Here is an 18,733-nt window from a genome sequence, read left to right on the forward strand (position 1 = left end):
TTTCAGGTCGAGTCGATTATGGATTCGGCACAGCACGTACAGGTCGGCGTACCTCGCAAGCATCCCACGATCAGTCCCCTCTCCCTTTGGGAGAGGGCTAGGGTGAGGGGCTTCTCAATCCTCAGAACGCTACAGAAGTCTGCACATAAACCGTGCGCGGTTCCCCGACATACTTGCCCTTGTTGTTGTCATCAAACGAACGCGTGAAGTACTGCGTATTGAAAATGTTCTTCACCCCCACCGCCACATTCAGATCCGCCAACTGCGGCCCGAAGTCATACCCGGCGCGGCTGCTGAACAGCATGTAGCCGGGGATTTTTCCGGTGCTGCCATCGGCGCTTTCCTTCGAGGTGTTGGCGTTGTCGGCGAACTGGTCGCTCTGGAAGCTGCTGTCCAGATTGAGCTTCCACGGCCCTTCGGTGTAACCGACGCCAATCGTGCCTTTGTGTTTCGAGGAGAACGGCACGCGATTGCCCTTGTTCGGCCCGTCTTCGCGGATGGTCGCATCAACATAGGCGTAGGTGGCGTAGACATCGAAGCCGGCGAGTGCCGGGCTCAAGTCATCCAGCGCGTAATTGACGCTGGTCTCGATCCCTTGATGGCGGGTTTCGCCTCGGGCAATCACGGAGTCGTTGGTCTGATTACTTTCATACTGGTTGTCGAAGTTGATCAGGAACGCGCCGATCTCGGCCCGCAACGCGCCGTTGTCATAGCGCGTGCCGAGTTCCCAGGTGCGGGCCTTCTCCGGTTTCACTTCGCCGCTGGTCACACGGTTGGGCATCTGGCTGTATTGCACGCTGCCGAACGAGCCTTCGGTGTTGGCGTACAGGTTCCAGCTGTCGGTCAGGTGATAAAGCACGTTTAAAGCCGGCAGTGCGGTGTTGTAGTCGCCCTTGTATTTGACGTTGGTCAGGTTGTTGGTCTGCTGCGATTCGATCATCTCGTAGCGCACGCCCGGGGTGATCGTCCATTTGCCGATGTCGATGCGGTCGTCGACGAAGAACGCATTGGCTTCGGTGCCGCCACGGGTGTCGCGGTCATTGCGACTGTTGGTGGTCGGGTATTCGTTGCTGGCGATCGGCGTGCGATAGCGCAGTTCGTGGCCAGCCTCGTTGATGTAGCGGTAGCCGACGCCGACTTCGTGGCTGGTCGGGCCGAGGTCGAAGCCTTGGGCGAAACGGGTTTCCAGGCCGCGCACCCAATACTCGCGCGGCGACAGCGACAAGAAGCTGCCCTGATCCAGATAACCGCTGCGCAAGGTCTTGGTGAAGAAGGTGTTGGCGGTGAATTCGCGGCGATCTTCCTGATAGCGATAGCCGAAATTGAACATCGTGCGCCGGCCCCAGAACTGGTCTTTCGGGCGAGTCGATTGATAAGGATCGGCGTCGTAATCCGCGACGTTCAAACCGCCGGGCATGTCGGCTTTGCCTCCGTAATACTGGGCCATGGCGTTGAAACTGTTGGCTTCGTCGAGCTGGTATTTGCCCTTGAGGATCAGGTCGTCGATCTCGGTGTCGCTGTGCTCACGCCAGTCGCCGCCGCGCGTCCCGGAGTAGAGCAACGCGCCGCCGAGACCATTGGCATTGGTGCCGCCAGCCAGCAGGTTGGCGCTGGTCTTGAAACCGTCATGGCTCGACGAGGGGCTGGTTTCCGTCTGGAAGCCGCCCTTGACTGTCGGTTCATCAGGAATCGCCCGGGTCACGAAGTTGACTACGCCGCCGACGTTCTGCGGGCCATACCGCACTGCGCCACCGCCACGCACCACGTCCACGGCATCCATGTTGCCCATGCTGATCGGCGCGAACGATAACTGCGGCTGGCCGTAGGGCGCGAACGGCACCGGAATGCCGTCCATCAACACGGTCGAGCGCGCGGCCAGTCGCGGGTTCAAGCCACGGATACCGAAATTCAGCGCCATGTCGTGGCTGCCGGTGCCGTTGTTGTCTGGAGCGTTGACGCCGGGGATGCGATTGAGCACATCCCGCGCCTGAGTGGCGCCCTGGCGTTCGAACTCTTCGCGGCGGATTACATCGCGCGCGCCCGGGTGCTCGAACACATTGATTTGCGCAGCGTCGCCGAGCCAGTCGCCGACGACTTTCGAGGTGTCCAGCTCCAGCGCGGCATCCGCCACCGGTTGCAGGCTGAACGCATTGTTGCCTTCGGCGCGCGCTTGCAGACCGGTGCCTTCAAGCAATGCATTCAAACCCTGCTCAGGTGTGTAACTGCCTTCCAGGCCACGGCTTTGCACGCCGCTGGTGACTTGCGAACCAAACGAAATCAGCACACCCGCTTCACGGCCAAACTGGTTGAGGGCGTTCTCCAGCGACGACGGCGCGATGTGATAAGCCTTGGCATCAGCGGCCAGCGCGGCGGGCAGGGCACTGAAACTCAGGCTGGCGCCGAGGACAAGATTGCGCAGGGTACGAGCCAGTGGCGTGAGGCGGGTGGAGTGCATGTCGGATGATCCTGAGAAGGTTGAATCAAGGGGGCTTTCCTTCTCTGTCACGCCAGATCTGAAAAACGGCTCATTTATTTTTGATGTTTTTTAAACCCGCGCTTCGACGCTCACCCAGTAACGGGTAAAGCGCTTCACCTTCACCGGCAAACTGATTTCCAGCAGGTCGAGAATCCGCTCGCTGTCGTCCAGTGGGTAAGTCCCGGAAATCAGCAGGTCGGCAACGTTCCGGTCGCAATTGAGCTGGCCACGACGGTAGCGGCCGAGTTCATCGAGGAAGTCGCCCAGACGCATATGCGCGGCCACCAGCATGCCGTCGGCCCAGGCGCCGCTGTTGGCATCCAGCGGTTTGGCTTCGCTGATGGATTTCGAGGTGAAACTCAGTTGCCGTGCAAGCGGCAGCAGCATCGGCGCGCGTCCATTGCTGCTCAGTTCGACGCGGCCGTCAAACAGCGCAACCTGCGTGCGATCGGCAAACTGACGCACATTGAGACGTGCACCGTGAGTTTCAAGAATGCCCTGAGCCGTGCGCACTTCGAAAGATTGCGCGGCAGTCAGGAGGATTTCGCCTTCGAGCAAGCGGATCAGTCGCGCCGAGACATCCACATCGGCGGCACTGGCTGTGTTGAGTTGCAACTGATCGCCGGCACCAAGCGCCACCTTGCGCCGTTGCCCGATCGGGCTGCGGAAATCGGCGAGCAGCGACGGCAATGGATTGTGCTCACGCATGCCCCAGGTGACAGCCGAACCGGCGCCGAGAATCAGCAGCAGTTTCAGTGCCTGACGACGACTGCCGGACCTCGTCCCGTTCAACGCCGCGTGTGCCAGCGGCGAAGACACACCGCGCAAGCGCTGGTTGACCCGTTGAATGTGTTCCCACGCCCGCCGGTGCTCGCTGTGCGCGTCCAGCCACTGTTGCATTGCCAATTGCTGGCGTGGCGACAGTGCGCCTTGCTGCATTTCCATCAGCCAGTGCACCGCCTGCTCGGCAACCTGAGAGGAGAAATCCGGCACGCGGTTCATAGGGCGAAATAGCAGCGCATCGCTGCTTTGTTCAAATGCCGTTTAACCGTGGCCACGGAAATGCCCAGTTCGGCGGCAATCTGTGGATAAGTCAGGCCATCGACCTGCGCCAGCAAAAAGGCGCGTTTGACCTGACGCGGCAAACCGTCGAGCAACTCGTCCAGCTCCATCAGGGTTTGCAGGATGATCGCTTTGTCTTCTTCTGACGGCGCGACCATTTCCGGTATCTGCGCGAGGGTGTCGAGATAGGCGCGCTCCATATCCTGACGGCGGTAGTGATTGAACAGAACGCGCTTGGCGAGGGTGGTGAGGAAGGCACGCGGCTCGATGATTACCGGTGGTTCGCGGGCGGTGAGCACTTTGATGAACGTGTCCTGCGCCAGATCCGCCGCGTTGTCCGGGCAGCCGAGCTTGCGCCGCAGCCAGCCGGTCAGCCAGCTGTGGTGGGCCTGATAGAGCGATTCGACGGGATGGGCGGACGACAACGGTGGACTCCGGGCGCTTTCTTGACGCGGTAGAGAGTACGTTAGAGAACAAGAACTGTTCGCATTGTAGTGGTCGAGATACGCCACCGGCAATCAGATGCTTTTGCGTATGAGAATATTTATCATTAATATTGCTCGCCTGTAGGTTCGGCTGATCGGCCGGACGTTTTTCGTTTCAGGGTCGAAACATGAAAGGCAAACTCGCCACACTTCCCATGTCCTATCGTCTGGCCGTCACTTCTCGGGTGCTGGCGGCGGTGTTTGGCGGCTATCTCGTCGCGGCGCTGGCCAGTGTCACCCTGACGCTGTGGCTGCCGTTGAGCCGCGCCGAAGCGGTGGTGACCGGCATGACCATTTCCTTTCTGGTCTATCTGGTGGCGGTGCTCTGGTGTTTTGCCTGCCGCACGGCGTGGTCGGCCTGGGTCGGCTTGCTGGTGCCGAGCGTGATTCTGGCAACCATTTCCGGCGCGGCACGTGGATTGGGCCTGGCATGAAAGAGGGCTTTCGTCAGGCGATGGCCTGGCTGCACACCTGGACCGGACTGCTGTTCGGCTGGTTGCTGTTCGCGATTTTCCTGACCGGGACGCTGGCCTATTTCAAGGATGAGATCAGCCACTGGATGCAGCCGGAAATCCCTGCTCGATCGGTGAGTGCCGAGACCAGCCTGACGCTGGCCCAGGATTATCTGCAACAACACGCGGCGGGTGCTTCGCGCTGGCTGATCGACCTGCCCGATGCCCGTGATCCCGGCATGACCGTGCGTTGGCAGCCAGCGCCGGCGAAGCCTGGCGAGCGCGGGCGTTTCGAAGCGAAAACCCTCGATGCGCAAACCGGTGCTGAAGTGCAGGGTCGCGAAAGCATGGGCGGTGAATTCTTCTACCGTTTCCACTTCCAGCTGCAAATGCCTTATCCGTGGGGCCGTTGGCTGGCGACCATTGCGGCCATGGTGATGTTCGTTGCGCTGATCACCGGGATCATCACCCACAAGAAAATCTTCAAGGACTTCTTCACCTTCCGCCCGCGCAAGGGCCAGCGCTCTTGGCTCGATGGGCATAACGCGGTGGGTGTGCTGGTGTTGCCGTTTCACTTGATGATCACCTACAGCAGCCTGGTGATTTTCATGTCGATGGTCATGCCGGCGAGCATCGTCGCTTCATACGGCAGTGACGTGCGCACGTTCTATGACGAAGTTTTTCCCGCCTCGAAAACCCCGGAGCGCGCCGATATCGCAGCGCCGCTGGCGGCGATGGCGCCGCTGTTGAGCAAGGCCAGCGAGCAATGGTCGGGCGGCCACACCGCGCGTCTGTCGGTGAGCAATCCGGGGGATGCCAACGCCACGGTGGTGCTGGCCCGTGCCGGCGACAGTGTCGTGCATGATTTCGGCCGCGCCGTGACCTTCAACGGTGTGACCGGGCAGATGCTCGGCAGCACACCGGAGCAGCCGGTAGCAATGGCGGTAGGTGGCGCGTTCTACGGTTTGCACATGGGCCACTTCGCCGGGCCGGTGTTGCGCTGGCTGTACTTCATCTGCGGGCTGGCGGGTACGGCGATGATCGGCACCGGGCTGGTGATCTGGCTCGGCAAGCGTCAACTCAAACACGCCAAGAGCGGCGTGATGCCGTTCGAATTGCGGCTGGTTGAAGTGCTGAACATCGCCAGTATGGCCGGGCTGGTGTCGGCGGTGGCGGTGTTCTTCCTGGCCAATCGTCTGTTGCCGGTGAGCCTTGCCGGGCGTGCCGATTGGGAGGTGAACGCATTCTTTATTGCCTGGGGCTTGAGCGTGGCACACGCGATGTTGCGGCCGGGGCGCAAAGCCTGGATTGAGCAGCTTGCCCTGGGTGCTGGCCTGTTTGTCGCAGTGCCGCTGATCAATGCGCTGACCACTTCCTGGAATCTGGGCGTCACGCTCAAGCACGGCGATTGGGCATTGGCCGGGTTTGATCTGACGTGCCTGGCAACCGGGCTGTTTCTGGCTTGGGCCGCGTGGAAAATGCAGCGCGCCGGCAGCACGGTCAGCGTGAAAAAAACACCACGCGAAAAGGCTCCGCCGATCACCCTTGAACAAGGGACGAACTGATGCTGTTGCCCTTGTTGCTTACCTACACCGGATTCACCGCGTTGTGCTTGTCGATGCCTCGGCACCACGATGAATTGCTCGGCGAAAAACTTTCAACCTCGCGTCGACAGGGACTGAAAATCGGTGGCTGGCTCCTGTTGTGCCTGTCGCTGTGGGCTGCCGTCTCGGCGAACGGCTGGAGCTTCGGCCTGGTCGACTGGTTCGCCGTGCTGATGCTCAGCGCTCTGGCTCTGGTATTGCTGCTGCCGTATCGCCCGCGTTTCGCATTGGCACTGGCCGGGGTCAGCCTGCTGGCCAGCCCGGTCGCCGCATGGGCGCAGTGCTGAAGTGCTGATCGGTCTACCGCCGGAATCCCGCGACGACGAGCCGCGCGGGGCGCGTGCGCATTTTCTCCAGGTTTTTCTGTCTCAGCGTTCGCAAATGGAAGCGCTGGTGAGCCGGCGCGTGGGTTGCCGGGCAACGGCGGCGGATCTGGTTCAGGACCTGTTTTTGCGTTTCTGGCGGCGGCCGCTGGTGCAGGTCGAAGAGCTCAGCACCTATCTTCTGCGCTGCGCCGGCAACATCGCCATCGATCATCTGCGCAGCGAAGGCACCCGCACGCGCGTCAACGAAGGCTGGCAACCGGACGCGCCGGACAGCCACGGCAGCGAACCGCAAGCGGCGCTGGAAGCGGGCAATGATCTGCGCCATGTCGAAGCGGCGTTGCGTGCGTTGCCCGAACGCACCCGGCAGATCTTTTTGCTCAATCGCATCCACGGCCGCAAGTACGCGGACATCGCCAAAGCCATGGGCCTGTCCCAAAGTGCCGTGGAAAAACATATGATGCGCGCCCTCGAGGCCTGCAAGGCCAGCCTGCGCGAACCCGCGCCACGCCTGCCAGGGAAAGCACCGTGAAGCCATCCGATTCCACCACCCCGACGCCCGCGCAAGAGCAGGCTGCGTTTGCCTGGCTGAGCCTGTTGCATGACCGGCCGAGCGCCGGCGATCAACTGACCTTCAGTCAATGGCTGCGCGCCGATCCGGCGCATGCCGAAGCGTATGCGCAGGCGCAAGTGCTCTGGGAGTTGAGCGAAAGCCCGGCGCGCACGCTGGCCGATGAAGAGGCTTTGGCGTTGCAGGGTTATCTCGATGCGATGGATCGCCCGCGCCGTCCGCAGCTTTTGCGTTGGTCGGGGGCGCTGGCGATGGCGGCGAGTCTGTTGCTGATGGTCAGCCTCGGCAGCGGTTGGCAACCGCAACGCTGGATCGATGATCTGGGCGCCGATTATGTTTCGGCGCCCGGAGAGATCCGCACGGTAACGCTGGCCGATCAATCGCAGGTGACGCTGGATGCCGACAGTGCGATTGCCGTGGATTTCAGCCATGGCGAACGGCATGTGCAGTTGCGCCGGGGGGCCGGTTTTTTCAGCGTCACACATACGGGGGATCCGTTTGTGGTCGCGGCGGAAAAGGGCGAGGCGCGAGTGCTCGGCACGCAGTTCGAAGTGCGACTGCAGCCTCACGGTGCGCAGGTCACGGTGTTGTCCGGGCGCGTTGGCGTGACGGCGGATCGCGACGGCGAACAGCAGATTCTCACCGCTGGTCAGCAGGTTGCTTACGGCGAAGGCACGGCGCAAAAGCTTCACGCGGTGGACAGCGAAGCGCAACTGGCCTGGCGTCAGGGTTGGCTGAGTTATTACAAGTCGACGCTGGCCGATGTGGTCGAGGATCTGCGCCGTTATTACCCCGGGCGAATAGTGTTGCTCAACGATGAGCTGGCGGCGCGTAAGGTCAGTGGCAGTTTTCCGAGCAAGGATCCGCAGGCGGTGCTCAGTTCACTGCAAGGGGTGATGGGGTTTGAGCAGCATCAGGTGTTGGGGCATCTGATTATTTTGCGTTGAGGCGGCTAAAGCCATCGCGAGCAGGCTCACTCCTACAGGGGAACGCATTCCAAATGTAGGAGTGAGCCTGCTCGCGATGGCGCCCGATCGAACACCACAAAAAATAATTTTCAAATGTTGGTGAGGTAAACATCTGCCCCATCCGTGTAGTGACTGAAACTGCGAGTCATTCGCATCCGTTGCGGTTCTACACAGGTCATTGAGCAATGAAGTCCAGGGCAAAATCGGGTTCGGTCAAACAATGGTTAGGCGTGTCTGCACTGAGCATTTCGGCATTGGCGCTGTTGCCGATGAGCGTCGCGCTCGCCGCTGAAGCCGTCAGCAGCCAGGCGCAAAAGCAGTTCAATTTTTCCCTGGCCGCCAAACCGCTGCCGCAAGCCTTGAGCGACTTCAGCCGCGTCACCGGGCAGAGCGTGGTCTACACCGACGAAGCGCCGTACGGCCTCACCGCGCCGGCCGTCAATGGCCAGATGAGTGCCGAACAGGCCCTGCAACGCCTGCTCAGCGGTTCCGGCCTCAACTTCCGCCGCACCGATAGCCACACGCTGGCACTGGAACCCAAACCCACCGAAGGCGCGTTGAACCTCGGCGCCACCACCATCACCTCGACCCGCGACGAATCGATGAGCTATCAACCACCGGAAACCAGTTCGGTGATGCGTTCCTCAGCGTCGTTGCAGGAAGTCCCGCAGACCGTCAACGTCATCCCGGCGCAAGTCATCCGCGATCAGGCGCCGCGCAATCTGGATGACGCGCTGGCCAATGTCAGCGGCATTACCCAAGGCAACACCTTGGGCAGCACTCAGGATTCGGTGATGACCCGCGGTTTCGGTGACAACCGCAACGGCTCGATCATGCGCGACGGCATGCCGATCGTGCAGGGCCGTGGCATGAACGCCACGGTTGATCGCGTCGAAGTGCTCAAAGGTCCGGCCTCTTTGCTGTACGGCATTCAAGACCCCGGTGGCGTGGTCAACATGGTCAGCAAGAAGCCGGAACTCACCCAATACAATGCGCTGACCTTGCGTGGCTCGACTTACGGCGAGGGCAAGAATGGCAGCGGCGGCACCCTTGACAGCACCGGCCCGTTGGGCGATTCCGGGCTGGCCTATCGCATGGTGCTCGACCACGAAGACGAAGATTACTGGCGCAACTTCGGCACCCATCGTGAAACCCTGATCGCCCCGTCGCTGGCCTGGTTCGGCGAGAGCACCAAGCTGTTGTTCGCCTACGAGCACCGCGAATTTCTCACGCCGTTCGACCGTGGCACGCTGATCGATCCGCGCACCAATCACCCGCTGGATATCTCGCGCAAGGAGCGTCTGGACGAGCCGTTCAACAACATGGAAGGCCGCTCGGACCTGTATCACTTTGAAGCCGACCACGACCTCAATGATGACTGGAAAGCCCACTTCGGTTACAGCTGGAACCGCGAAACCTACGACGCCAGCCAGGTCCGCGTGACCGCCATCGACACCAAAAAGGGCACGCTGACCCGCAGCATGGACGGCACCCAGAACGCGATCAGCACCGACCGGTTCACCACCGCCAGCCTCGAAGGCAAGGTCAACGTGCTGGGCATGCAACATGATCTGGTGTTCGGCGTCGACGACGAGTACCGCAAGATCTACCGCGCTGACCTGATCCGCCAGAAAAGCCTGACCACGTTCAGCTACCTCAATCCGGTGTATGGCCGCGAAGTCGCCGGCACGACCGTCAGCGCCCCCGACAGTGCGCAGACCGATGAACTGCGCAGCGATTCGGTGTTCATGCAGGACTCGATTCACCTCAATGACCAGTGGATTCTGGTCGCCGGCGGGCGCTTCCAGGAGTACGACCAGTACGCCGGAAAAGGCGTGCCGTTCAAGGCCAACACCGACAGCAACGGCCAGAAGTTCGTCCCGCGCGCAGGTCTGGTGTATCGCTACACCGACGCCTTGTCGTTTTACGGCAGCTACACCGAATCGTTCAAACCCAACTCGACCATCGCCCCGCTGAGCGGCAGCAGCACCGTGCTCGACGGCAGCATCGCGCCGGAAGAAGCCAAGTCATGGGAGCTCGGCGCGCGGCTGGATATGCCGGGGCGCGTCACTGGCAACATTGCGTTGTTCGACATCAAGAAGCGCAACGTGCTGGTGGCCAATTCCGAAGGCCCGACGACGATCTACAGCGCGGCTGGCGAGGTGCGTTCGCGCGGTCTGGAAATGGACTTGACCGGCCAACTGACTGACCGTTGGAGCATGATCGGCAGCTACGCTTACACCGATGCCGAAGTGACCGAAGACCCGGATTACAAAGGCAAGCGCCTGCAAAACGTGGCGAAGAATTCCGGCTCGTTGTCGGCGGTGTATGACTTCGGCAGCGTGATCGGCGGCGATCAATTGCGCGTGGGGGCTGGAGCGCGTTATGTCGGTGAACGTGCGGGTAACGCGGTGAATGACTTTGATCTGCCGAGCTATACCGTGGCCGATGCGTTTGCCACTTACGACACCAAAGTCGAAGGGCAGAAGGTCAAGTTTCAGCTCAATGTGAAGAACCTGTTTGACCGCACGTATTACACCTCGGCGGCGAGCCGGTTCTTTGTGTCGATGGGCGATTCGCGGCAGGTTTCGCTGTCCAGCACTTTGGAGTTTTAAGGCAAGATCAGAAGCCCCTCACCCTAACCCTCTCCCCGAGGGAGAGGGGACTGACCGTGGGATATTGGAGAGCTCCGCCGACGTGATCGATCTTTACCGAATCCATAATCGATTCGGTGTTTCAGGTCGACGTATAGCGCCAGACAGCTCGGTCGGCTCCCTCTCCCTCCGGGAGAGGGCTGGGGTGAGGGGAAAAGGGCTCAACGCAAAAACGCCTGCCGATACTCGCCCGGCGTCCCCCCCAAAACCTGCTTGAACCGATTGGTGAAATGACTCGCGCTGGCAAACCCGCACGCCAGCGCAATCTCACCCAACGGCAACGCCGTCCCGCGCAACAACTCCCGTGCCCGGCTCAAGCGCCGCGCCAGCACGTATTGATGCGGCGGTAAGCCGAAACTCGTCCGGAACATCCGCGCAAAGTGGTATTCCGATAACGCACACAACCCGGCCAGTTGACCGAGGCTGATCGGCTCGGCCAACTGAGTGTCGATGAACTCCACCAATTGCCGCCGCTGGTGTGGCGCCAATCCACCCTTCAAACGCAAACCCTGACGCGCACCCACCTGGCTGAGCAAGGTGTGGCTGATCAGTTCATGGGCGAGGCTGCTGGTCAGCAAGCGTTCGGCGGGTTCGTCCCAGTTCAGGCTCAGCAACTGCCGAAAGCGCTGCGCCTGTTGCGGGTCTTCGAGAAAGGTTTGCTCGTGCAGCTGCATTTCCCGCGGTTCGCGATCCAGCAGCGTGACGCAACCGAGGGCGAATTGTTCGGCGCTGAAATACAAGTGTGCGAGACGGATATCGCCGTTGATCACCCAGCCCGACTCATGATCGGCGGGCAGGATGCACAGCTTGTCTGGCCCGCCTTTTTGTCCGGGTTGCCCGCGCCGAAAGGTGCCGGTGCCACCGGCGATGTAACAGGACAACGTGTGGTGGCTCGGCGCTGCGTATTCCTGCGCATCGTGGTGGTTGGTCCACAAAGCCGCAGACAAGCCGTCACCGAGCTCGGCGCTGTGCACAAGGCGTGCGTTCGGCGAGCTGTTCAACGCTTGAAAGACTTGCAAGGTATCGATGGCGGCCATGAGCGGTTCTCTTCAACGCCTTGCATCCTACTCCGTAGACGCCGAGCTGCCAGCCTGCCGCCCGACAAAAGCGCAAGAATCTGCAAGCGCGCAATGAACGCCCGGGCAGACACTCAAGGCCTATCGAGGAGTGTGTGCCATGAACCTGTCGTTGTATTTGCTGACCGTGCTGATCTGGGGCACGACGTGGATTGCCCTGAAATGGCAATTGGGCGTGGTGGCGATTCCCGTATCGATCGTCTATCGCTTCGGCCTCGCCGCGCTGGTGCTGTTTGCGCTGTTGCTGCTCAGCCGTCGCCTGCAACCGATGAACCGCCGTGGGCATCTCATCTGCGTGGCGCAGGGGGTGTGTCTGTTCTGCGTCAACTTCATGTGCTTCCTGACCGCCAGTCAGTGGATTCCCAGCGGTCTGGTCGCGGTGGTGTTTTCTACCGCAACACTGTGGAACGCGCTGAATGCGCGAGTGTTCTTCGGTCAACGTATCGCGCGCAATGTGCTACTGGGTGGCGGGCTCGGGTTGTTTGGGTTGGGTATGTTGTTCTGGCCGGAACTGGCCGGGCATCAGGCCAGCCCGCAAACCTTGCTCGGTCTCGGCCTGGCGTTGTGCGGCACCTTGTGTTTCTCGGCGGGCAACATGCTCTCGAGTCTGCAGCAGAAAGCGGGTCTCAAGCCGCTGACCACCAACGCCTGGGGCATGGCCTACGGCGCGGCGATGCTGTCGGTGTGGTGTCTGGTCAAGGGTATTCCGTTCGACATGGATTGGAGCCCGCGTTACGTCGGTGCGCTGCTGTATCTGGTCATCCCGGGCTCAGTGATCGGTTTCACTGCGTATCTGACGCTGGTCGGACGCATGGGCCCGGAGCGCGCGGCTTACTGCACCGTGCTGTTCCCGGTTGTGGCGCTGAACGTCTCGGCATTTGCTGAGGGTTATCAGTGGACAGCGCCGGCGCTGGTCGGACTGGTGTTAGTGATGCTGGGCAACGTATTGGTGTTTCGTAAACCGAAAGCGGTGGTGGCGCCGGTACAGGGAAAGCTGGCTTGAAATAAACGAGCGCTGAACTTCAGCGCTCGACTTTCAATGTGATGTAAATCATTACCGGGAAGATGAAGTCAACGATATGTCGCGCCCAGTCCTTGGCATTCCATGATTGCGAAGTGTCCATGTCAAACCATTCCACACCCACGGTTTGCAGGCACACGTAATAAATGAAAATGGCTGCCAATATGCCCATGATCGAGAACTTTTTTGCCTCGTGGAATATCTCTGCGGAAGCATCGATGTGGCGATATAACTGATAGGTGCCTATCAGGCACAGCACGGTATACGTGACTTCCAGCGTGATGATGAACCAGTAGATCCGGTGATGGATCATCGGTGATTCAATGGCCCGGTACTTGATGGTTTCACTGGCGGTGGTGGTGTCCATACTCAGGATATGAGCGACGTAGGTGTAGTTTGAGTTGTAGTCGGTAAAGTTGTGGATCATCACCAGCACGCCAAAGAAGCTGATGTAAGCCATCAATATGACTTTGCTGTAACGAATGAGCTTGTCGGTTGTCAGGGTGTTCAAGGTATTGGCTCTCCATAGCGTTTGTCGATTATTCGACAGGCAGGCAGAGCTTATAATGCTGTTGTTTAACTGGCTTTGTTGTTCAATTTCAAGTTGTGTAAGGCATAACTAACGGGCAAGTGCGATAGCGCACTTGCCCGTATTTTTTTATCCGCGCCAGACTTGCGGGTTGACCAGATCCTGCGGACGTTCGCCGAGCAGGGCGCTGCGCAGGTTGGCCAGTGCACGATTGGCCATGGCTTCGCGGGTTTCATTCGTCGCCGAGCCGATGTGCGGCAGGGTCACGGCGTTACTCAACTGGAACAGCGGCGATTCGGCCAGCGGTTCTTTTTCGTAAACGTCGAGGCCGGCACCACGAATGCGCTTGGTTTGCAGGGCTTCGATCAGGGCCGGTTCATCGACCACCGGGCCACGCGATATGTTCACCAAAATGGCGTCGGGTTTCATCAGCGCCAGTTCACGGTGGCTGATCAGATGGCGGGTCTTGTCGCTGAGCGGCACCACCAGGCAGACGAAGTCGGCTTCGGCGAGCAGTTGATCGAGGCTGCGAAATTGCGCGCCGAGTTCCTGCTCCAGTTCGGTTTTGCGGCTGTTGCCACTGTAGATGATCGGCATGTTGAAGCCGAAGCGGCCACGGCGGGCGACGGCGGCGCCGATGTTGCCCATGCCGACAATGCCGAGGGTTTTGCCGTGGACGTCACAGCCGAACAAGGGCGCGCCGACGCTGGCTTGCCATTGGCCGGCCTTGGTCCAGGCATCGAGTTCGGCGACGCGGCGGGCGCTGCTCATGATCAGGGCGAAGGCGAGGTCGGCGGTGCTTTCGGTGAGCACATCCGGGGTGTTGGTGAGCATGATCCCGCGTTCGTTGAAGTAGGCGAGGTCGTAGTTGTCGTAGCCGACGGAGACACTTGAGACCACTTCGAGTTTTGTTGCGGTTTCGAGTTGGGCCTGGCCGAGTTTGCGGCCGACGCCGATGAGGCCGTGGGCGTGGGGCAGGGCTTCGTTGAATTGGGCGTTGATGTCGCCGTTTTTTGGGTTGGGGACGATGACGTCGAATTCTTGTTGCAGGCGTTCGATCATGGGCGGGGTGATGCGGCTGAAGGCCAGGACAGTTTTTTTCATCGTTTTTGGCTCTTGTTCGGGCTTGATACCAAGCACGCTAACATTTCTGGCTTGGGGTTGTCTTGGCGGCCTCTGGGCCGACCAGGTTTTGGGTGGTGTTGGGTGTATATCCGTTTTTTGGGTGATGGCGGCTTAGGGTTTCGCCCTTACGGCGACTCACTTTTTTGACAAACGCCTCAAAAAAGTAAGCAAAAAAACGCTTGCTCCTACGTGCGGCCCGCTCGCTGGGGCTCGGGGTTCCTTCGCTGCGGGATCGATCCGGGCGCAGCGTCTCCGGTTTGCTTCGCTGCACCTCCTCTCGCTGTGTTTGGCTGCGCCAAACGGTCGCTGCGCTCCCACGCCCGGATCAATCCCTCCACTCAGCCTTCCGACGTCGCCCGTGGATCAAGATCAAAAGCAGGCGAGCTGACACTCGGCCTATTGAGTGGTGAAGAGCGGGGCGTGGTCGGCTTTGGATTTGTGGTGGATTTGCCCCTCACCCCAGCCCTCTCCCGAGGGAGAGGGCTGGGGTGAGGGGCTTTTGATCTGTTTCAGAATCTGAGTTCGACTCGGTATTTCACGTCGGCGTAACTCTCCCAAACACCTCGGTCAGTCCCCTCTCCCTCCGGGAGAGGGTTAGGGTGAGGGGCTTTTGATCTGATTCAAAATCTGAATTCGACTCGGTATCGCACGTCGGCGTAGCTCACCCAAACACCTCGATCAGTCCCCTCTCCCTCTGGGAGAGGGCTAGGGTGAGGGGCTTTTAGCTTTGTGAAGGGGATTGGGAGATTTCGTGGTTATCCAGCACGCGATTCACCGCCAGTTCGGCGAGCATGATGATCTGCTGAATCGCCAGAATCGTGCGCCGTTGCGGCAGGTCGATGTAGGCGGCGATGTCGCTGGTCATGAGGCTGGCCTGTGCCAGTGATTCGCAGGCGTGGACCAGCAGGCTTTCGCTGTCCTGATCAGGGGCGACCTGGAACATGGTGCTGGGTTTGTGGAAGCGCAGGGTCAGTGCGTTGGGTTTGAGGTAGTGGTCGAGGGCGCGGTCGGCGGCTTCGTGGAATTTCTTTGAGCCGGGAAATTCGTAAGGAGTGGTGTTCTCCGCTTCGGGCGGATTGGGCGTTGGTTTGAACATAGGAAACATACTCGTGGCAAGTTGAGTTGAAGCTGCCACTTTTCGTTTTCCAGGCGAAAGGGTGGCAGCTGTACGCAGACTGGAAAAACCGGTCAACTTGCCAAAACCGGCAGGCCCAAGGGCCTCCCGCGTACAGCCGCCATAACATTGCGAGCAGAAAAAGCGCCGCAGTATGCCATGAGCTTTGGTAGTTGAAATCGGGTTTTCCAGACCCGGTCGCTGATGCGTCAGCGACACCCAAATCCTAGCCAGCGCACTTCCGACGGACAACCGTCAAAACCTGTCGGAAACATCCGCAGATTCCTGGTTTTCGTAGGAGTTGTTGTAGGTGTGGATTGCTTGATTTTTAAACAGAAAGTCCCTCGGTCGCAGGCTGTGGCTGATCTGCGCGAATATGACGTTCTGTTTAAAGTCAGCCCGATGGCCGCAGCCGAACTTACGTCCTGTCCGCTGGATGGGAAGACACGCGCTTGGCTTTTGTTTTGCGGTGAATTTACCCCTCACCCCAGCCCTCTCCCGAGGGAGAGGGAGCCGATTTTTGGGCATTTCAAAATCTGAGTTCAACACGGTATCGCACGTCGGTGTAGCCCTGCCAAACACCTTGATCAGTCCCCTCTCCCTCCGGGAGAGGGTTAGGGTGAGGGGCTTTTAGCTTTGTGAAGGGGATTGGGAGATTTCGTGGTTATCCAGCACTCGATTCACCGCCAGTTCAGCCAGCATGATGATCTGCTGAATCGCCAGAATCGTCCGCCGTTGCGGCAGGTCGATGTAGGCGGCGATGTCGCTGGTCATGAGGCTGGCCTGGGCCAGTGATTCGCAGGCGTGGACCAGCAGGCTTTCGCTGTCCTGATCGGGGGCGACCTGGAACATGGTGCTGGATTTGTGGAAGCGCAGGGTGAGCGCGTTGGGTTTGAGGTAGTGGTCGAGGGCGCGTTCGGCGGCTTCGTGAAATTTCTTCGAGCCGGGGAATTCGTAGGGGGTGGTGTTCTCCGCTTCGGGCGGATTAGGCGTTGGTTTGATCATGGTGAAACTCCATTCGGGATGTGGAGTTCGTCACACACTGCGACCAAGCAGTAGGGTGGCGAACTGTACGCGGGTTGGTCGACCAGGGAATGGAAACCCGGCAGGGCCAAAGCCCTCCCACGCACAGTTCGCCATTAAGCAAGCTGAAAAAGTGCGCCATTCTAAACCCGGACGACCAAGTCCGGTCGCTGATTCGTCAGCGACACCCAAATCCTAGCCACCGCACTTCCGACGGACAACCTGCAAAACCTGTCGGAAACATCCGCGAAATCCCTGTTTTTGTAGGCTCTGCCGTAGGCCGCGATCTGTTGATTTTTAAACAGCAAGATCAAAAGATCGCAGCCTGCGGCAGCTCCTGGAGGTGAGGCGTTTTGTTTAGGAGACAGTTGGGGCGATGAAGAGAGCCGTGGGTCAAAAGTCTGCGCGGCGAAGAGGGTCAGCTTTTGCTCTTCTGCCACAGGCCGCGGCAGATTCAGAGCGAAATACTGTCCCGCCCTTTGATGGAGAACGTACCACCATTGACCTCCAGCTCCTTACCTTCAGCGCCAGCAGATTTGAACTGAAAGCTCCCCTTGTACAGTTCTTGATCATGATCAAAACTCAAGGTGATGGAGCCTGTATCAGCACTGTAGGTTTCAAAGCGGATATGGGTCTCCACTTGCCATATCTTCCAAAAAGTCGCACAGACCTTTTTATCTTCGAAGTTATAGGTGCCGCTCGAGATGTCGGGTGGGAACACTATTTCAATGCCGCGCTCGATTTCGTTTCTATTTGCATCGGTAGTGAGCTGTACCGTGTTTAAAGACAAGTGCAGTTTGTTGTCGGTGGTGTAGTGGTCATAGGCGAAGCCTGAGTTTTGCGAGGTGAAGTCCAGATCACCCGATATGCGGGCCGTCATACGACCGATGCTGGGAGAGGTTTTGATAATGGGAAACTGATGCCTGGTGAACATGATGAACTCCTTGGCGTTGATCGTTCCGTGAACCAGACAAGGTCTGGCGACGTTTTCAAGCTAGGAGTGGGGGGGAACACTGTCAACTGTCAGAGTTGACAGTTGACAGTAGAGGAGAATTGAACGTCAGAGGGACTGCCAACGCCAATTGCCCCGGTTCAGTAACGTCGGCAGAACGCTACATTCAGTTGGCGACACGCACGCCGGCGAGGCTGCCACTCAACTCATACGCCGCCAATTCCGCCTGATGCGCCGCGAGAATTTCCGGCAACGACCCACGCAAATACTCAACCCACGTCTTGATCTTCGCATCCAGATATTGCCGCGACGGGTAGATCGCATACAGGTTCAGCTCTTGCGAGCGGTAGTTCGGCATGACCCGCACCAGTGTGCCGTTGCGCAAGCCTTCGATCGCCGCATACACCGGCAACACGCCAACGCCCATGCCGCTGGTGATCGCGGTTTTCATCGCGTCGGCGGAGTTCACCAGAAACGGTGAGCTGTTGATGGTGACCATTTCCTGGCCTTCCGGGCCGTCGAAGGCCCATTTTTCCAGGGGAATTACCGGGCTGACCAGGCGCAGGCAGGCGTGGTTGAGCAGGTCGCTGGGCTTTTGCGCGGCACCGTTGGCTTTCACGTAGGCCGGCGAGGCGCAGACGATGCTGTAGGTGATGCCCAGCCGTTGCGAGACGAAACCCGAGTCCGGCAATTCGCTGGCGAGCACGATGGACACGTCGTAGCCCTCGTCGAGCAGGTCCGGCACGCGGTTGGCCAGGGTCAGGTCGAAGGTGACGTCGGGGTGAGTCTTGCGGTAGCGGGCGATGGCGTCGATAACGAAGTGCTGGCCGATGCCGGTCATGGTGTGCACTTTCAATTGCCCGGCCGGGCGCGCGTGGGCGTCGCTGGCTTCGGCTTCGGCCTCTTCGACGTAGGCCAGAATCTGTTCGCAGCGCAGCAGGTAGCGTTTGCCCGCTTCGGTCAGGGCGATGCGCCGCGTGGTGCGGTTGAGCAAGCGGGTTTGCAGGTGGGCTTCCAGGTTGGAGACCGCGCGCGAGACGTTGGCGGTGGTGGTGTCGAGCTGCACGGCAGCGGCGGTGAAGCTGCCGGCTTCGGCGACACAACTGAAGGCGCGCATGTTTTGCAAAGTGTCCATGGGGTGCTCTCAAGGGAGATGGCAAATTGTGACACGAAGTTTCGGGGGCGAGACCCCCGACCAAGGGATTATCTCGTTAACCGTAACAAAGATTCACAGAATTCCCAGCTTATCGCCATTGAGGGCGCCCCCTAGAATTGCGCCGATCCCGGTAGGAGCTGCC

At 59.8% G+C, this 18,733-nt stretch carries 17 protein-coding genes; 7 read left to right on the forward strand and 10 right to left on the reverse strand.

All coding sequences use genetic code 11. The features are described 5' to 3' along the window. Positions 1-121 precede the first annotated feature (121 nt). The 3 genes from fecA to CCX46_RS04785 all read right to left on the reverse strand — a co-directional run bounded on the left by fecA (position 122) and on the right by CCX46_RS04785 (position 3,963). The gene (fecA, locus tag CCX46_RS04775; RefSeq protein WP_127925885.1) at positions 122-2,455 is read right to left on the reverse strand and encodes a TonB-dependent Fe(3+) dicitrate receptor FecA; all 2,334 of its coding nucleotides are present in this window, start codon (positions 2,453-2,455) and stop codon (positions 122-124) included. Positions 2,456-2,545: 90 nt separating this feature from the next. Further along, positions 2,546-3,478: a DUF4880 domain-containing protein gene (locus CCX46_RS04780; protein ID WP_127925886.1), complete on the reverse strand. Its 933-nt coding sequence runs from the start codon at positions 3,476-3,478 to the stop codon at positions 2,546-2,548. Beyond that, a complete protein-coding gene (locus tag CCX46_RS04785; RefSeq protein ID WP_127925887.1) occupies positions 3,475-3,963 on the reverse strand; it encodes a sigma-70 family RNA polymerase sigma factor in 489 nt (162 codons plus the stop codon). The genes CCX46_RS04780 and CCX46_RS04785 overlap by 4 nt, the downstream gene beginning before the upstream one ends. 188 nt (positions 3,964-4,151) lie before the next feature. On the opposite strand from CCX46_RS04785, the gene CCX46_RS04790 reads away from it, so the two are divergent. The 6 genes from CCX46_RS04790 to CCX46_RS04815 all read left to right on the forward strand — a co-directional run bounded on the left by CCX46_RS04790 (position 4,152) and on the right by CCX46_RS04815 (position 10,556). Beyond that, positions 4,152-4,457 carry a DUF3649 domain-containing protein gene (locus tag CCX46_RS04790; RefSeq protein ID WP_016986986.1) on the forward strand — a complete coding sequence of 102 codons (306 nt, stop codon included), beginning with the start codon at positions 4,152-4,154 and terminating at the stop codon, positions 4,455-4,457. Continuing rightward, entirely contained in the window at positions 4,454-6,040 is a 1,587-nt protein-coding gene (locus CCX46_RS04795) for a PepSY-associated TM helix domain-containing protein (RefSeq protein WP_127925888.1), read from the forward strand. The genes CCX46_RS04790 and CCX46_RS04795 overlap by 4 nt, the downstream gene beginning before the upstream one ends. Continuing rightward, on the forward strand, positions 6,040-6,366 hold the full coding sequence (locus CCX46_RS04800; RefSeq protein ID WP_127925889.1) for a DUF3325 domain-containing protein: 327 nt from the start codon (positions 6,040-6,042) through the stop codon (positions 6,364-6,366). The genes CCX46_RS04795 and CCX46_RS04800 overlap by 1 nt, the downstream gene beginning before the upstream one ends. Before the next feature lies 1 nt (position 6,367). Further along, positions 6,368-6,934, forward strand: a complete 567-nt coding sequence (locus CCX46_RS04805) for an RNA polymerase sigma factor (RefSeq protein ID WP_127925890.1) — start codon at positions 6,368-6,370, stop codon at positions 6,932-6,934. Then, complete coding sequence (locus tag CCX46_RS04810) at positions 6,931-7,920, forward strand: FecR family protein (protein ID WP_127925891.1); 990 nt, start codon at positions 6,931-6,933, stop codon at positions 7,918-7,920. Before CCX46_RS04805 ends, CCX46_RS04810 begins: the two co-directional genes overlap by 4 nt. 206 nt (positions 7,921-8,126) lie before the next feature. Beyond that, positions 8,127-10,556, forward strand: a complete 2,430-nt coding sequence (locus tag CCX46_RS04815) for a TonB-dependent siderophore receptor (RefSeq protein WP_127925892.1) — start codon at positions 8,127-8,129, stop codon at positions 10,554-10,556. Between the two features lie 200 nt (positions 10,557-10,756). On the opposite strand, the gene CCX46_RS04820 is transcribed toward CCX46_RS04815, so the two are convergent. Beyond that, positions 10,757-11,632 carry a helix-turn-helix domain-containing protein gene (locus tag CCX46_RS04820; RefSeq protein WP_127925893.1) on the reverse strand — a complete coding sequence of 292 codons (876 nt, stop codon included), beginning with the start codon at positions 11,630-11,632 and terminating at the stop codon, positions 10,757-10,759. Between the two features lie 139 nt (positions 11,633-11,771). Between CCX46_RS04820 and CCX46_RS04825 the strand changes: the two genes are divergently transcribed. After that, complete coding sequence (locus tag CCX46_RS04825) at positions 11,772-12,674, forward strand: DMT family transporter (RefSeq protein ID WP_127925894.1); 903 nt, start codon at positions 11,772-11,774, stop codon at positions 12,672-12,674. A 19-nt stretch (positions 12,675-12,693) separates the two neighbouring features. Here CCX46_RS04825 and CCX46_RS04830 read toward each other — a convergent pair whose 3' ends face one another. The 6 genes from CCX46_RS04830 to CCX46_RS04855 form a co-directional block, all read right to left on the reverse strand. Beyond that, complete coding sequence (locus tag CCX46_RS04830; RefSeq protein WP_127925895.1) at positions 12,694-13,203, reverse strand: DUF2165 family protein; 510 nt, start codon at positions 13,201-13,203, stop codon at positions 12,694-12,696. A 147-nt stretch (positions 13,204-13,350) separates the two neighbouring features. Further along, positions 13,351-14,325, reverse strand: coding sequence for a 2-hydroxyacid dehydrogenase (locus CCX46_RS04835; protein ID WP_127925896.1), 975 nt, complete (start codon positions 14,323-14,325; stop codon positions 13,351-13,353). 742 nt (positions 14,326-15,067) lie between these two features. Next, the gene (locus CCX46_RS04840) at positions 15,068-15,442 is read right to left on the reverse strand and encodes a DUF6124 family protein (RefSeq protein WP_127925897.1); all 375 of its coding nucleotides are present in this window, start codon (positions 15,440-15,442) and stop codon (positions 15,068-15,070) included. 648 nt (positions 15,443-16,090) lie between these two features. Further along, positions 16,091-16,465: a DUF6124 family protein gene (locus CCX46_RS04845; protein WP_127925898.1), complete on the reverse strand. Its 375-nt coding sequence runs from the start codon at positions 16,463-16,465 to the stop codon at positions 16,091-16,093. Positions 16,466-16,937: 472 nt separating this feature from the next. After that, positions 16,938-17,417 carry a hypothetical protein gene (locus CCX46_RS04850; RefSeq protein ID WP_127925899.1) on the reverse strand — a complete coding sequence of 160 codons (480 nt, stop codon included), beginning with the start codon at positions 17,415-17,417 and terminating at the stop codon, positions 16,938-16,940. 184 nt (positions 17,418-17,601) lie between these two features. Then, on the reverse strand, positions 17,602-18,570 hold the full coding sequence (locus CCX46_RS04855) for a LysR family transcriptional regulator (RefSeq protein ID WP_102900633.1): 969 nt from the start codon (positions 18,568-18,570) through the stop codon (positions 17,602-17,604). Positions 18,571-18,733 lie beyond the last annotated feature (163 nt).

The sequence above is a fragment of the Pseudomonas sp. RU47 genome (genome assembly GCF_004011755.1).
Lineage (GTDB): Bacteria > Pseudomonadota > Gammaproteobacteria > Pseudomonadales > Pseudomonadaceae > Aquipseudomonas.